17 protein-coding genes are annotated in these 14,563 nt (G+C 56.5%); 13 read left to right on the top strand and 4 right to left on the bottom strand.

The annotated features are described in order from the left end of the window. Positions 1-66 precede the first annotated feature (66 nt). Positions 67-417, top strand: coding sequence for a hypothetical protein (locus ACTHO6_RS07365; RefSeq protein ID WP_440240877.1), 351 nt, complete (start codon positions 67-69; stop codon positions 415-417). A 191-nt stretch (positions 418-608) separates the two neighbouring features. On the opposite strand, the gene ACTHO6_RS07360 is transcribed toward ACTHO6_RS07365, so the two are convergent. Beyond that, positions 609-2,033 carry a L,D-transpeptidase family protein gene (locus ACTHO6_RS07360; RefSeq protein WP_440240876.1) on the bottom strand — a complete coding sequence of 475 codons (1,425 nt, stop codon included), beginning with the start codon at positions 2,031-2,033 and terminating at the stop codon, positions 609-611. Between the two features lie 66 nt (positions 2,034-2,099). Here ACTHO6_RS07360 and ACTHO6_RS07355 point away from each other — a divergent pair, with 66 nt between their 5' ends. The 5 genes from ACTHO6_RS07355 to ACTHO6_RS07335 all read left to right on the top strand — a co-directional run bounded on the left by ACTHO6_RS07355 (position 2,100) and on the right by ACTHO6_RS07335 (position 5,979). Continuing rightward, the gene (locus ACTHO6_RS07355; RefSeq protein WP_440240875.1) at positions 2,100-2,264 is read left to right on the top strand and encodes a hypothetical protein; all 165 of its coding nucleotides are present in this window, start codon (positions 2,100-2,102) and stop codon (positions 2,262-2,264) included. Positions 2,265-2,364: 100 nt separating this feature from the next. Further along, positions 2,365-2,913: an RNA polymerase sigma factor SigX gene (locus tag ACTHO6_RS07350; RefSeq protein WP_440240874.1), complete on the top strand. Its 549-nt coding sequence runs from the start codon at positions 2,365-2,367 to the stop codon at positions 2,911-2,913. Continuing rightward, the gene (locus tag ACTHO6_RS07345) at positions 2,910-4,085 is read left to right on the top strand and encodes a zf-HC2 domain-containing protein (RefSeq protein WP_440240872.1); all 1,176 of its coding nucleotides are present in this window, start codon (positions 2,910-2,912) and stop codon (positions 4,083-4,085) included. Before ACTHO6_RS07350 ends, ACTHO6_RS07345 begins: the two co-directional genes overlap by 4 nt. A gap of 93 nt (positions 4,086-4,178) precedes the next feature. After that, positions 4,179-5,141, top strand: a complete 963-nt coding sequence (locus tag ACTHO6_RS07340) for an ABC transporter ATP-binding protein (RefSeq protein WP_440240870.1) — start codon at positions 4,179-4,181, stop codon at positions 5,139-5,141. Then, positions 5,113-5,979, top strand: a complete 867-nt coding sequence (locus ACTHO6_RS07335) for an ABC transporter permease (protein WP_440240869.1) — start codon at positions 5,113-5,115, stop codon at positions 5,977-5,979. Before ACTHO6_RS07340 ends, ACTHO6_RS07335 begins: the two co-directional genes overlap by 29 nt. A 210-nt stretch (positions 5,980-6,189) precedes the next feature. On the opposite strand, the gene trmB is transcribed toward ACTHO6_RS07335, so the two are convergent. Beyond that, complete coding sequence (gene trmB / locus ACTHO6_RS07330; RefSeq protein WP_440240868.1) at positions 6,190-6,834, bottom strand: tRNA (guanosine(46)-N7)-methyltransferase TrmB; 645 nt, start codon at positions 6,832-6,834, stop codon at positions 6,190-6,192. A gap of 455 nt (positions 6,835-7,289) precedes the next feature. Between trmB and ACTHO6_RS07325 the strand changes: the two genes are divergently transcribed. Further along, positions 7,290-7,790, top strand: a complete 501-nt coding sequence (locus ACTHO6_RS07325; RefSeq protein WP_440240866.1) for a C40 family peptidase — start codon at positions 7,290-7,292, stop codon at positions 7,788-7,790. Between the two features lie 205 nt (positions 7,791-7,995). Here ACTHO6_RS07325 and ilvD read toward each other — a convergent pair whose 3' ends face one another. Further along, on the bottom strand, positions 7,996-9,672 hold the full coding sequence (gene ilvD, locus ACTHO6_RS07320; protein ID WP_440240865.1) for a dihydroxy-acid dehydratase: 1,677 nt from the start codon (positions 9,670-9,672) through the stop codon (positions 7,996-7,998). Between the two features lie 214 nt (positions 9,673-9,886). Here ilvD and ACTHO6_RS07315 point away from each other — a divergent pair, with 214 nt between their 5' ends. Next, positions 9,887-10,366 carry a PaaI family thioesterase gene (locus ACTHO6_RS07315; protein ID WP_440240863.1) on the top strand — a complete coding sequence of 160 codons (480 nt, stop codon included), beginning with the start codon at positions 9,887-9,889 and terminating at the stop codon, positions 10,364-10,366. A 52-nt stretch (positions 10,367-10,418) separates the two neighbouring features. Here ACTHO6_RS07315 and ACTHO6_RS07310 read toward each other — a convergent pair whose 3' ends face one another. Next, complete coding sequence (locus tag ACTHO6_RS07310; RefSeq protein WP_440240862.1) at positions 10,419-10,796, bottom strand: hypothetical protein; 378 nt, start codon at positions 10,794-10,796, stop codon at positions 10,419-10,421. A 174-nt stretch (positions 10,797-10,970) separates the two neighbouring features. Between ACTHO6_RS07310 and ACTHO6_RS07305 the strand changes: the two genes are divergently transcribed. From ACTHO6_RS07305 to ACTHO6_RS07285, 5 genes are all read left to right on the top strand, one after another. Next, positions 10,971-11,792, top strand: a complete 822-nt coding sequence (locus tag ACTHO6_RS07305) for an inositol monophosphatase family protein (RefSeq protein ID WP_440240861.1) — start codon at positions 10,971-10,973, stop codon at positions 11,790-11,792. Positions 11,793-11,966: 174 nt separating this feature from the next. Then, positions 11,967-12,416 (top strand): hypothetical protein, encoded by a 450-nt coding sequence (locus ACTHO6_RS07300; RefSeq protein WP_440240860.1) that lies wholly within the window; start codon positions 11,967-11,969, stop codon positions 12,414-12,416. An 11-nt stretch (positions 12,417-12,427) separates the two neighbouring features. Further along, positions 12,428-12,697, top strand: coding sequence for a hypothetical protein (locus ACTHO6_RS07295; protein WP_440240859.1), 270 nt, complete (start codon positions 12,428-12,430; stop codon positions 12,695-12,697). A 5-nt stretch (positions 12,698-12,702) separates the two neighbouring features. Beyond that, a complete protein-coding gene (locus tag ACTHO6_RS07290) occupies positions 12,703-13,938 on the top strand; it encodes a glutathionylspermidine synthase family protein (protein ID WP_440240858.1) in 1,236 nt (411 codons plus the stop codon). Positions 13,939-13,959: 21 nt separating this feature from the next. After that, the gene (locus ACTHO6_RS07285) at positions 13,960-14,397 is read left to right on the top strand and encodes a DUF350 domain-containing protein (protein WP_440240857.1); all 438 of its coding nucleotides are present in this window, start codon (positions 13,960-13,962) and stop codon (positions 14,395-14,397) included. The last annotated feature ends 166 nt before the right edge of the window (positions 14,398-14,563 follow it).

Genomic DNA, 14,563 nt, shown 5'->3' with positions numbered 1-14,563 from the left:
AACTATTTGCACATCTTCTTTCGCGTGGTACAATACCAGTAAATCGGTAGACAGGGGGGAACAACCATGTCTGACTTCACACAAAGAGATTTGTCCACTTTTTTCAAGGATCAATTACGCCGAGCCAAAGTGAATTTTGAGCGAGCTCTCGACTGTAAACATACCGATTTTGACGACCTTTACCCATATATGAACGAGCAGCCACAGTTTTTCTGGTACAAACGTTACGTCGCCTGGTCAGAGCTATTGACTGTCGTGCGGCTGGCTGAGGAATTGGACGTCGAATGGACAGAGGATTTTAGCGAGCAGCAAGTGGAGTTTATCAAAGGCAAGGTTCTGCAAGGAAAAGTGCTCGATTACTGGAAACCGGAAGAAGAACAGGAAGAAACGATCAGTCAGTTGGAAGAAGAAAAATAAGCCATGACAAATAGAGCGCGTTCCCGATGGGGGCGCGCTTTTTTCAGTTGCCCATCCATTCTTCTGCGCTGGTGTCGCAGAGAACAAAGAAGATGACCGCTTGGCTGACAGCAAGCGGTCTTTCCTGTTTTTGTCGCAAGGCATCGTCCCGTAACCAGCGGTACCGCTGGTTCGTCTTTTCATAGCGAGAACTAGTGCAACCAGCTGTAAGTGACGCCGGGTGTCTCTTCCTCGGGTCCCGCCGGAAGGATGAAGGGGGCCGGATTGCTCCACGGCTGGGCGGGCGCCGGAGCGTCCGAGATGATGAATTCTGTGCCCAGCGAGACAAAGGTGTACAGTTCCTCCACAGCGGCGTTGAACAGTCGGACGCAGCCGAGCGAGACGGATGTTCCGATGCTCGCGGGGTGGTTGGTTCCGTGGACGGCATAGCCGTTTCCTTGAAAAACCAGCCCGCGTGTTCCGTAAATGTTGTCATGGCCGCGCGGTTTGTTGATCTTTTGCAAAATCGTGTAGTAGCCCTCTGGTGTCGAACCGTTTTTGCCAATCGCGGCCGGGTAGCTGCGGACGAGATGCGTCCCGCTGACCAATTGCAGCGTATGCGACTTTTGCGACAGCCGGATCTGAAGCGGCGCAAGCGGCGACAGCGGCTCCGGATAGCCTGGCAGCGGCAGCACGTCACGCAGGCTGTCCCAGGCTGCCCCGCTCTGAAAAGCGTAGGGATGATACGAATAGCTTTCCAGCAGCAGCCGTTTGGGCGGAAATGGAACTTGCGGCAAGGAGTTGCCGGGATAGCTGCCTGCCAACTCCGCCAGACGGGCAGGAAGAGTCCCTTTTTGTTGATAGTAGCGATAGAGGGCATTGCGGAGCGTCAGCACATGCTGCAACGTTTGCTGCTCGACGGCCAGGTCGCCTCTCACGGCTGCGAGCGTGGCTTCCCCATCCAGGCTGACGGGGGTGTCGAACCAGCGCTGACTGATGATCGTCCGGCTGCCCGGATGGTACTGGAGAATGCCCAGCACCTGTTTAGGCTGATAAAACAGGAGGGGCGCAAAGAGCGGCGAGCCGGGAACCTCCGGCACGACGAGTACGGTATAAGGCTGCGTGAGCGCCGGACGCCGCGCCTCTGCATAACGCCGTACCTGACTTTGCCGTTCTTGGGGACGGAGCGTCGCAGGAACGGCAATCACCTCTACGTGCGGCTGCGCCGGAGCCGACATGCTGGCGGGCGCTGCTGGCGTCTCTGTGCCGGCAGCCGGCGTGCCATCCGGCAAAGGACCGGGGGAAAAAACAAATTGGGCGTACAAAAAAGCGAGCGAAGCGAGAAGCAGGCGCGCCCGGTTGCGCCAGCCTTGACGCTGTTGCTCGCGCAGCAATGTTTGATAGGCGTCTCGCGCCTCGTCGCAGTAAGGACCTGGCTTGGCAAAAAGCCCTTGTCTGTAAGCGGCAAGCGCCTGCCGAATGTCTCCCTGTGCCTCGCGGGCCTGGCCGAGATGATACCAGCCGATCGCTTCATCCGGGTGCTGCTGTGTATACCACCGATAAAAGGAGAGATCGCTCTGTTCCGGATATTTCATATGAAAAGCGCTTTTTTCCTGAAGAAAGGAAACCTTGTCCACCGATACCCCCCCTATATGGTTGTATCGGCGTGACTTGGCCCAATTGTGAGTAGGGAGGGGAAACATTTGGTTTATTTGCGGACGATCAAGCTGCTGCGCGAGCAGTTTCCCGATGCCGGGCGCTACCCGTTTGACGAGTCTCCCATACAGCCGATTCGTTATCGGGATACGGAGCATTATCAACTGACCCGGCGGTTTTTGGAAAAGCCGGATGCTTTTTTTCGCGAATAATGGTTCCTGCTGTCACAAAAAAGGCTCCGGCGGTTTCTATCAGATGTAGAACGCAAGAGGGAGCGTCAGGACAGTGGCATTGCAGGAAGGAGGAGGATCGATGGAGATGCAGGCCAAGCTGGCGATGAATCAGATGCGAGCCAGGGCGGAAACGGACTCGTTTCAGGAGCTGTTTACGGCCTACTACCCGTTCGTTGTTCGACAGATCATGCGGATTGTGCGTGAACAGCAGACAGCCGAGGATATCGCCCAGGAAGTGTTTCTCTCCTTGTACCGTACAGATCGCTCCGCCATCGAACATATTCCGGCATGGCTGGCCAAAGCGGCTCTCTATGCGGCCTACAACCATTTGCGTGCGGAAAAGCGCAGGCAGGACAGACAGGAGCGCGGGACAGCCGACCAGGCAGGCGTCATGCCTTCGTCCGAGGAAGTCTGGCTGGAACAGGAAACGATCAGTCATGTCCGCAAAGTGCTGGAAGAGCTGGATGAGCGGGAACGCACCTTGCTTGTGATGAAATACTCCGGCTTTCCCTATGCCGAGCTGGCCAAAGCGACGGGTATGCAGGCCAGCTCTGTCGGGACGATTCTGGCGCGAGCGAAGAGCAAGTTTCGCAAGCTATATGAGCGGTTCAGGGGGGAAGAAGGATGAAATGTGCGGACACAGGCTTTCTTCAGACGTTTTTGGACGGGGAGTGCGACGCGCAGCAAAGCGAACGGTTTCGCGTTCATCTGGCGGAATGCGGGCAGTGTCAGGCTCGCCTGGAAGAGCTGATGGCTCTGGATGTCTGGACGCGGGAAGCAATCGAAGCGCACGTTTTCGCCCAGGCGGACCAGGCGAAGGTCGATACCGCCGCAGCGTGGCAGCGCTTCTTGCAAACGATGGAGAAAACGAACAGGAGCGATGGGCGCGAGTGGCAAAGCCACGAGCAGCGCAGCGCGAAAAGGAGCTGGAAACAGATGAACAAAACGACAAAACGATGGGTGACGGCAGCTTCCGCAGCAGCCGTCGTGGCGGTGTCCCTTTCCTTTCCGCAAGTGCAGGCGGCCGCCAGTGATTTTCTATCTATTTTTCGCATGAGCAAGGTCGAATTCGTCAAAGTGACACCCGAGGATTTGCAGCAAGTGGAAAGCTGGATTGCCAATGGGAATGTCGGCGAGATGGATTTGCAAGGAATCGGGAAAATCTGGATTGAAGGCGTGGAAGAAGGCAAGCTGGAAAATCGAAGCCAAACCTACAACAGCAGAGAGGCGGCGGAAAAAGCGGGAATCAAGCTGCCACAGCTGCCAGAGGAGCTGGCGGTGGACAGCGTAGAGGTGACTTCCCCGTATCGCGTGCACCTGGAAATCAACACCGAACGGGCAAACAAGCTGCTGGCCCAACTGCAAGTAGCGGCGAAGTTCGATGAAAAGCTGAACGGCCAGCGCATCTCGCTGGAGATTCCGAAGATGCAAAAGCTGTGGATCACGGCTGGCAAGGACAGCTACTCCTATTCCGTGGTGAATGCGCCAGAGCTGAAAGCGCCAGAAGGCGTCGATTTGGCACAGCTGCGCGAGACAATGCTGGCGCTGCCGTTCATCCCGGATCAGGTGAAAAAGCAAATTCTCGACATCAAGGACTGGAAGCATACCATTCCGGTGCCGTACATGGCTGACGGTAAAAGCGACATGAAGGAAGTCAAGGTAAACGGCGCGGACGGCATGCTCGTCACAGGCGAGTACGCTGCGCATCTTGTCTGGCAGCAGGACGGATCCATTCACATGCTGGAAGGCAGTGAAAAGAGCGGGGAAGCGCTGCTGGCTTTGGCGAAGCAGTTGAAGTAGAGAGGCAAGTCGAATGGAGGGGAGAGTAGCAGAGCTTTCCTATGAAAAAGGCTCTGCTTTCTCCCGTTTCTTGCAAGAAAGAGGAGGAAACCGATGACGGATTACGTAATCGAGACCTGGGAGCTATCCAAGCAGTACAACGGCAAGGCAGGGTGCAAAAACATTACGCTGCAAGTGCCGCGCGGGTCGGTGTTTGGCTTTCTCGGGCAAAACGGCGCCGGAAAAAGCACCTTTGTCCGAACGATGCTGGGGCTGTTGCACCCGACAAAGGGCAGGGCGGTCATGCTCGGCCACCCGATCGGCAGCGTAGCGTCGCGGCAAAAAGTAGGCTATTTGCCCGAGCTGTTTCGTTATCCGGATTGGCTGACCGGCCAGCAGCTCCTGGAGCACCATGCCGAGCTGTGCGGTCTGTCCCGGACAGAGAGCAGGACGGTCATCCGCGATGTTTTGGAGCTGGTGGGCATGGCTGGACGCGAGCGCGAGCGGATTCGCGGCTACTCGAAAGGCATGCAGCAGCGCATCGGAATTGCCTGCGCCTTGTTGTCCGATCCCGAGCTGATTTTTTTGGACGAGCCGACTTCTGCGCTTGATCCGATTGGGCGCAAAGAAGTGCGCGAGCTGATTGTTCGACTGCGCGAGCAAGGAAAAACCATTTTTCTCAACAGCCATCTGCTCAGCGAGATGGAGAACGTCTGCAACTACGTAGGCATCATCCATCGCAGCGAGCTGGTCGTGCATGGGGAATGGCGCAAGCTGAGAAGCGTCGCTCCCCAGATCGAACTGACCGTAGAGGCGGAGAGTTTTGCCGCGAGCGACGAGCTGCCTGCCTTCGTCACCGGGGTGCGGCTGCACAGACAAGAGGCGGAGCGTTCTACGTGGCTGTTGACGCTGGATGAGGACCATCGGGTGCCGGAGCTGTTGCAGGCGTTGATCGCCAGGGGAGTGGCGGTGCACGAGGTTGTGCGCAAGCAGCAGTCGCTGGAGGACGTATTTTTGTACTGGGTGCAAAAGAAGGAGGGGGAAGCGCATGTGGCCGATCATGAAAATCACGTATAGGGAAATGCTCTCCAAACGGATTTTTACGATTACGCTTTTGATGTCGCTTGCCTTCCTGCTGCTGTTTGGCGTCGCGACCTGGTTTGCCGCGCGGGAGCTGGGGCGTGAGTTGGGAGGCAGCGCGAGCGATGTGCTGCTGGAAAAACACTTTTTCTCCACCCAACTGCTCGGCATGGGCCTGTACTTCGGTTCCTTCATCACCGCACTGCTCGCGATTTTAAGCAGCGTCGGCAGCATCGCTTCGGAAGTGGAGAGCCATCAGATCGACACGTGGCTCGCCCGGGCATTGCCGCGGCACAAATACGTACTGGGCAAATTCGGCGGACTGGCGAGCATGCTCAGCCTCTACGCCCTTCTGTTGTTTTTGGGCATTCTGGGGATCAATCAATGGGTGGGCGGGGGCGTAATAGCCGCAGACGTGGGGGCGCAGCAAATTTTGTCTTCGCTCGGCTATTTTGTCCTGATGCCCGTCATTCTGGTCTGTGTCGCTCTCTTGCTGAGCAGCGTCACGACGACGGTGACAGGCGGAATCGTCCTCATCATTTTGTACGGGATCAGTTTTATCGGCGGGGTCATCGAGCAGATCGGGTCTCTGATCGGGGAAGGGGCGCTGGTCAACATCGGCATTGTATCCAGCCTGCTGTTTCCGGTGGATTCGCTGTTCAGGCTAGCGACAGTCAGGCTGTTCGATGCGGCGGACGACCCGCTGTCCTTTGCGGCGCAGGGGATATTCGGCACGACTTCTCCACCGAGTGACGCGATGCTTTTCTACATTTTACTGTACGGGACGACGACGCTGTGGCTGGCTGTCCGCTCGTTCGGAAAGCGGGATGTGTAACACCCGAGTTGCTCGCCGCGTCCTTTTCTCTGCAAAAAAGCTGGATCAAGCGGTCCAGCTTTTTTGGCGTGGTCTTGGCGCAGACGCTGCGGTAGCGAGCAGGAGTTCCGGCAGCGAAGGAAGGACAAAAAGCTCCACGCAAGCACGCACGATATCGGCAGCGTGTTCACCTGGAGCCATGCGCGTTCGTCCAAAACGTCCGCGTTTCTTCTATTTAAAATGACAGCTTGCCTCTACCCGATAAATGCGCTGGCCGCGGGAAGAAAAGCGCTCTTCGTACTCCGTCATGACATTCTCTTCCGCGAGCTTCGACTGATGCAGGTCAAAGGTGATGTTGCGCATCTGGAAGCGCTCGGCAGCGAACTGGTTCAGGGAAAACTCAAAAAGCTTTTCGTTGTCGGTCTTGAGGTGAATGTCTCCGTCTTCCGCAAGCACCTGACGATAGTTTTTCAAAAAGCTTGTGTGCGTGAGACGGCGCTTGGCGTGGCGGGTCTTTGGCCACGGATCGCTGAAGTTCAGATAGATGCGGGCAATCTCGTGATCGGCAAACAGCTCGGTCAACTTGGAAGCGTCAAACTGGACAAACGCCAGATTGGGAATGGCCCGGTGCTCTGTCCGCTGCAAGGCGCGCAGCACGACCTCCGCTTTCAGCTCGACCGCAATGAAATTAATGTCCGGGTGACGCTGTGCCAATGTGTTAATGAAGCGTCCCTTTCCACATCCGATCTCTACGTGGATCGGATGGTCATTTCCAAAGCGCTCCTTCCAGCATCCTCTATAGGAAAGGGGATTGTCTACAAACGTCGGATATTCTCGCAGGGCCGCTTCGGCACCTGGAATGTTACGCAGTCGCATATGTGCCTCCTTCAAAACGAACTCTTATCTACTTTACGCTGACTCCTTGCAGGTTGCAAGCATAGAGAAGGAAGAGGAGAGAGAATCCATTTTTTGCCCCCGGAAATTGCCCATAGAAAGGAAGTTTATGTAAAGGGAACTAGGCCATAAGTCGCATGTGATGCGGGAAAACGGCATAGGACGCTGGATAGAATTGGTCAACACGAGAAGAACATTTTGGCAAAAAAAATAAACTGAAAATTTGAGGAATGCCCGTGATACCGGGCTTGAGCGCGTCAAGCGGTAATTGTATCCATTTGCTTGAGAGGCTATTGGCAAGTTTTTGGTAATTTCACCGGGCGGCAGCTTTGGTAAAGTAGAGGACAAGTGAGCGGTCAGCCAAACTTTGCATAAGGAAAGCTTCTACTGAAGCGGTTTCGTAGAAGCGGGTTCTGTCGAAAGGGAGGATGAACAACATGAAACTGCGAAAAACCCTTTTCGGAATGGCAATGGGGTTGATAGTGAGCGTGACGGCGATTGCCCTGCCAATGCCGGGAGAACAAAATGTGGCGCATGCTGCTTGGACGCAAGCCAAAGCGGACAAGGTCATTGCCACTGGGAAAAAATATTTGGGCACCCCTTATAAATTCGGCGCCAGCACAAAGACGACAGCTGTCTTTGACTGCTCTTCTTTTACGCAGCGCGTTTTTCGCGTGGCAGTAGGCAAGAGTCTGCCGCGAACGTCGCGCGACCAGGCGAAAAAAGGCATCAGTGTGTCCAAAGCCAACCTGAAAAAAGGGGATCTGGTCTTCTTCAAGGCGAGCACAACGACCACGTCCAAGCGCATTACCCATGTGGCGATTTATGCCGGCAACAACAAGCTACTACATACCTACGGGAAACCGGGTGTGACCTTTACTTCCTTTAGAGGCACGTCCTGGGAGAAGCGCTTTGTGTCAGCGCGTCGCGTCCTGTAGCGGTGTCTCGCATCTCTACTTATTCATACGTCTCACGGCGAGCTTTGTTGCGAGACAGGAGCAAGCAAATCTTGTCAGAAGCGAAGAAGGCCCGTCAGGAGGGCGGTTCCGAACGGATCGGCTTTCGGGAGCCGTCACAGGCGGCTAGTGCCTAACACCCCCCTGCCTATGCGGACAAGGCAGGGGGGTGTTTTCAAAGAAACGGCTAGATTTTCAGAACGCCGCCCATGCTTGCATTGGTCACCAGCTTGGAGTAACGGGCCAGATAGCCTGTTTTGACTTTCGGCTGGAATTCCTGCCAGCCTTCGCGACGGCGGGCCAGTTCAGCCTCGTCTACGTGCAGGTGGATCGTGCGCTCTTCGAGGTCGATGGAGATGATGTCACCGTCCTGGACGAAAGCGATCGGGCCGCCTTCCGCTGCTTCCGGGGAGACGTGGCCGATACTGATGCCTCGGGAGGCCCCGGAGAAGCGTCCGTCTGTGACGAGCGCAACGTCCTTGCCCAGTCCCATTCCGACGATTTGCGAGGTAGGGGCCAGCATTTCCGGCATGCCAGGACCGCCTTTTGGTCCTTCGTAGCGAATGATGACGACGTGACCGGGTTGGATTTTGCCGGCGGCGATGCCCGCCAGCGCTTCCTCCTGCGAGTCGAAGCAGATCGCCGGACCTTCGTGTCTGGTAATGGAAGGATCGACACCGCCGGTTTTGATGATCGAGCCTTGCTCGGCCAGGTTGCCGAACAGGACGGCCAGACCGCCGGAGGCACTGTACGGATTTTCCAGACGACGGATGACCTGGTCGTTTTTGATTTCGGCGTCGGCGATGTTTTCTGCCAGCGTCTTGCCTGTGACGGTGATGCGGTTCGGGTGAATCGCGCCTTCTTTTCGCGCGATTTCCTTGAGCACAGCGGAGACGCCGCCCGCTTCATGGCAATCCTCGATGTGGTAGTCGGAGGAAGGGGCGAGCTTGCAGATGTGCGGGATGCGCTTCGCGACTTCGTTGATGCGCTCGATCGGGTACTCGATCCCCGCTTCCTGGGCGATCGCCAGCGTGTGCAGAACGGTGTTGGTAGACCCGCCCATTGCCATGTCGAGCGCGAAGGCGTCGTCGATGGCTTCCAGGGTGACGATGTAGCGCGGCTTGATGTCCTGCTCGATCAGGTGCTTGAGCTTTTCGGCGGAGGCTTGTACCAGCTCGCGGCGTTCCGGGGAAACGGCGAGGATGGTACCGTTGCCGGGCAGCGCCAGACCGATCGCTTCGAGCAGACAGTTCATCGAGTTGGCCGTGAACATACCCGAACAGGAGCCGCAGGTCGGACATCCGTATTGCTCCAGCTCTTCCAACTGCTTGTTGTCGATCAGACCGGCCTGGTAAGCCCCCACGCCTTCGAAGACGGAGGAGAGCGAGATGGAGCGGCCGTCGCTTGTCTTGCCTGCTTTCATCGGACCGCCTGTCACGAATACGGTCGGGATGTTGACGCGCAGGGCGCCCATAATCATTCCAGGGGTAATCTTGTCACAGTTCGGGATGCAGATCATGCCGTCGAACCAGTGGGCGGCTACGACCGTTTCCAGGCTGTCTGCGATAATCTCGCGGCTCGGGAGAGAGTAGCGCATGCCGATGTGTCCCATGGCGATGCCGTCGTCCACCCCGATGGTATTGAATTCAAACGGGACCATGCCCGCTGCACGAACCGCTTCCTTGACCAGCTTGCCAAACTCCTGCAAGTGCACGTGGCCCGGAATAATGTCAATGTAAGAGTTGCAAATCGCGATAAACGGTTTGTCGAAATCCTCGTCCTTCACTCCAGCCGCCCGCAACAAGCTGCGGTGCGGAGCGCGGTCAAATCCTTTTTTAATCATGTCACTGCGCTGTCTAGCCAATGTGAAACTCTCCCTTCCTCCACGGAAACATTATCTGTCTGATGTTTTGCATTATCTTATCAATTTTCATTCGCAGAAACAACCGAAAAAGTCTGAACATTCGCTCGGAACGTTGCCTGCGAGCGGCTCTGACCCGCTTTTGGGGACATGGCAGAAACGAGTTTGATGGGCTACAATAAAAGATGGCGTCTATTTTTTGGTTGGAGTGAACAAAGTGAGAGAAGAGCTGGAAAAGGTGTGGGCGGAAGGGACGGACGAGGAACGGAAAATACTGGAGCTGGCTCTGCAGGCCATCCGCCAGAAGCGCGAGCGCAAAAGCGCCTATTTATCGGGCTTTCTTGGCTTGAAGGGAGAGTTCATCGACGAAACGAAGCAGTCGTATCGCTTCGAGCTGCCACTGACCGTGTTCATGCACAATGCAGGGGGAGCGGTGCACGGGGGAATTCTCGCCACGCTGATCGACTCGGCCATGGGCTCGCTCGTGAACCGTTCGCTGCCGCCGGAGCAGTACGCCGTCACCACGGAGCTGAAGATCAACTATCTGCGGCCGGGAGTTGGAGAGAGGCTTCGCGCCGAAGCGACGTTTTTGCACCGCGGGCAGACGCTGGTCGTCATGGAGGGCACGGTCTACGACGAGCGGAACAAGCGGGTCGCCCACGGTACCGGGTCGTTTATCGTCCTGACCAGAAAATAGCCAAAAAGGTGTGCCGACAAGCGCACACCGCCATCTTTTTTTAACCTGGGCTTTACCGGATCACAACAAGTCCGCTGTATTGTGTAATGTAAGCGAGCATTTTGGCGGAGAGAGGGACGATGAACTCCATGTTTTCCCTCTCCACGATGCCGGAGCGGGAGACGACCCGGGCCCATTTGACGCCAATCTTGTAATAGTGGGAGCCAAATGTGGTCTGGACGGTCTCGCGGTTCAGGCGAAAGGCCACCGGGGAGCTGTCAAGGTTGTGCGGCACCATGCTGACGATGTCGTGCAGAAACAGGTGGTAGGTCAGGTGCGGCTTGAAAAAGACCAGCTCCTTCGTGGTGACTGAAAAGCCGTAGCTATTGTTCATTTGGGTGAATTTGAGCTCACCCTCCATATTTTTCAGGCGAATAAAATCGCTGTTCATGTTTTCCCCTCCTAAAAGCGTCGGATGCCGATGGCAAAAGGCAAGCTTTTGGGGCCTGACTCCGCGCTGCGTCTTTCGTCTGTCGAGAGATGGGTGTCATTCTATCATAGAGAGGTCGGGATGCGGAATGCAAGGGAAAAACAATGACAGACTGTAGGAAGGGGCGAAAGGCCGATGCTGGAAGTGGCCAAGGAAGCGGCGACGGTAGCAGGTGAATTTTTGAAGGAGCGCTTTCTCGAACAGCTCACGCCGGACGAGGAATTGCCGAACGACGTGAAGCTGCCGGAGGACAAAGGCAGCGAGCAGCGCATCATCGAGGTGCTGCACCGTCATTTCCCGACGCATACGATTTTTTCCGAAGAGGTGGGCCTGGTCAGCCGCGACCAGGAGTATGTGTGGATTGTCGACCCGCTGGACGGAACGAACAACTACTTTATCGGCCATCCGTACTTCAGTATCTCCATTGCCTTGCAGCACAAGTGCGAGCTTGTTCTCGGCGTCGTCTACAACCCGGTGGCGGGGCAAATGTTCTGGGCGGAAAAAGGGCAGGGCGCATTTTTGAACGGCAAACGCATGGCGATCAACAACCGGACAGACCTGACGTGCGCCGTCGGGACCTATATCCGCGGGCGCAATACCGTGACCAAGCCGGAGGAGCTGGCCTTTACGGAGCCGTTCGTGCTGAACACGAAGCGCCTGCTGCGCAACGTCGCTCCGGCGCTCGACTGGTGTCTGCTCGCCAACGGCTGGCTGGACTACATCGTCATGCAGCGCTCGGGCATCATGGATGTGGCGGCGGGGATCGTCATTGCAAGCGAAGCGGGAGCGACCATCACCGACTGGCAAGGGAAACCGTATCAGCATGAGCCGTTTGCCCAAGAGCAGGCGCCCTCGCTTTTGGCGACAAACGGACACTTGCACGAGGCGATTCGCGGCCTGATTGCGGAGCCTGTCATGGCCGACTCCACAAGGTCGGTTTTTTCAGCCTCGCGGTAACGTGACTTTTTTCACAGGAACCACCACAGCTGGGGCTTGGCCGGGGGCTTGCACCAGCTTTTTTCTTTTTTTCTCGGTTTTTAAAATTTTTGGAAACGAATGGCGTTGTCGCGCGTATGAAATGGGGCAGGTCGTGAAAGCGAAGCAGCATTTTCAGAGAAATGAGGTGAAAAAGTGGCCAGATTGGAATATCGGCTGCTGGACGAGGCGAACGGGTACCCGGTTTTGTTTTCTTATGACCGGATCGACAAGGACGAGGTGTCCTTGCGTTTTGCCTGCGACTATCTGGTGAAGGGGCATGTCGTCTACGAGAAGACCTCTTGCGCGATTGAGCCGGGGACGTACGTGATCTACGTCCGGCATTCGGCGGAGGAGACGGCTGTGGACTACGCGGAGAGGCCGTCCGTGCGTTGGGGGAGCATTCAGATCGAGCTGCGGGAATATCGCGAGAATACGCGAGTGTACCCGCTTGTGCACACCTTTTCGTTCAAGGACGACGACGATGCTCTTTTGCATATGCAAAGCGACTATTTGTACCTGAACGGACGCGAGTGGGAAAAAACATCGGCGGAAGTGGATGAGGATCGCCAGGTGTACATTTACTACGCACGGCCGGCAGGGTAGGAGGGAAGAGGATGGCACTGACAAAATCGGCCAAGGTCGTCGGCTTGTTTGTGGCAGCAACGGTGGCCATCAGCGGCTGCTCGTCAGACGATGGAGGCGATTGCTACGACAGAGACAAGGACGGCTATTGCGACGACGGAGGAAGCAGCTCGCGCGGCGGGTCGTCCACCTACTACGGAGGCGGTTCGTCGAAAAGCAAGTCGCAAGGCGTATCAAGCGGCATCAGTCCGAGCAGCTACAAGGGCGGAATCGGCAGCTCAGGCGTGTCCAGTTCGGGGTGAGGCCAGTGACGGTACGGGAGCGAAGAGAAGCGCTGTACGGCCCTTTGCGTGAGGAAGGCATTTTTACATGGGACTGGATGTACGGGGAAGAGTATGCGCTGGCCGATCTGCACCTCATCCCGGCCTCGTTTCGGGAGGAGCTGGCGACGGCGACGGCTGCGCTGGGCCGGATTTTTGCCAAAGTAACGCCCGTGCTGCAACAGGCAGACGACGCGCTCCTGCTCGAATTGGGCGTCCCGCAGCAAGCGCTGCAAACGGTCAGAACGGCAGTCCTGCCCAAGCTGCCGACGGCGATCGGGCGCTTCGACTTTGCCGAGACACCGGCGGGGCTGAAGATGCTGGAGTGCAACAGCGACACGCCGACAGGGATCGTCGAAGCGTTTTACGTCAACGAACATGCCTGCCGCTTCTTCGGGGTGACCAACCCGAATGCCGGCATGGACGGCCAGCTGCGCCAGGCTTTTGCCACGCTATTGCAAGCCTACAGGGACATGGGTTATCCGGTAGAGCACATCTGGTTTAGCGCGCTGGATTGGCACGAGGAAGACAAGGGCACCACGCTTTATTTACTGGAAAAATCGGGGATGGCCGCGCGGTTTGCGCCGCTGGAAAAGCTGCGCGTCTGGGAGGACGGACTGTACGTGCAGGACGGCGACAGCCTGCTTCCCGTCGAGGTACTGTACCGCTTGCACGCGCTGGAAAAGCTCGCCGACGAGCAAGACGAAGACGGCTACCCGACAGGCGAGCATGTTTTATCGCTGATTGCGGACAGAAAGCTGGCGATTATCAATCCGCCGTCCGCGTTTTTGATTCAGACAAAGGCGCTCCAGGCGCTTATCTGGAATGTGCACGAGGCGGGCGAGTTTTTTACTGAAGAGGAGCATGCGACAATCGGCGCTTACATGCTTCCGACCTATTTCGAAAACCATTTTGCCGGAACGACCGACTACGTAACCAAGCCTATTTTCGGCAGGGAAGGGGGCGGGGTCGCCCTGTTTGCGGCAGACGGCACCTTGGTGGAGAAGGATCAGGAGGCGTTGTACTGGGAGCAGCCGATGATCTATCAACAGCGGGTGGAGCTGCCTGAGATCACGGTACAGACCATGGCCGGACCTTACGCGGGACGATTGCTGTGGGGTTCCTTCTGGATTGGCGGGGAAGCCTCTGCGATTGTGGCCCGGGTGGGAGGGCCGATTACCAACAACCTGTCGTATTATTTGCCAGTCGGTATCAAAGGATAGCGAAAAGGAGAGGGGCGCGGCATGATTTCGCAATGGAGCTACATACTCAATTTTTTGGCCTATTTGGCTGTGACAATTCCGATATTGGCAGTGGGGATTCTGGTGTTTGCTTTTACGACTCCCTATAAGGAATTCGCGTTAATCCGAGACGGGGCGCAGACAGACGACACGAAAAAAATGGCGGCGGCCAAGGCAGCTGCCCACGATCTGGGCGGCAAAATGATCGGGCTGGCGATCGTCCTCGCATCGGCTGTCTACCATTCCGTCAACCTGTGGGATTTGGTCGTCTGGGGACTGGTCGGCACGGTGTTTCAAGTCCTCGTTTTTTACTTGTTCGAGTGGGTGACGCCGTTCAAGGTCGTGTCTGAAATCCCGAAAGGGAACGTAGCCGTGGGCATTTTCGCCTCCAGGCTGAGCATTGCGGCAGGCTTGCTGATGGCTGCGCTCATCAGCTATTAACTACTAGCCAAAAAAAGAAGAACGAAGCAAGAAGCTGTCGGTGCTGCCGGCAGCTTTTTTGCGTAGACAAACCGATCCAGCAAGAACGGCCTTTTCGCTCAGGCGGGGCTGCTCATCTTTGAGAAGGATTCGATCGAGGTTTTCTTATCCAGCAAAACGAAAAGAT

This window comes from Brevibacillus sp. SAFN-007a, from assembly GCF_051967035.1.
In the GTDB taxonomy this organism is placed as follows: domain Bacteria; phylum Bacillota; class Bacilli; order Brevibacillales; family Brevibacillaceae; genus Brevibacillus.
The sequence above is the reverse complement of the archived record's forward strand: the minus strand, read 5'-3'. Positions and strand labels throughout refer to the sequence as shown.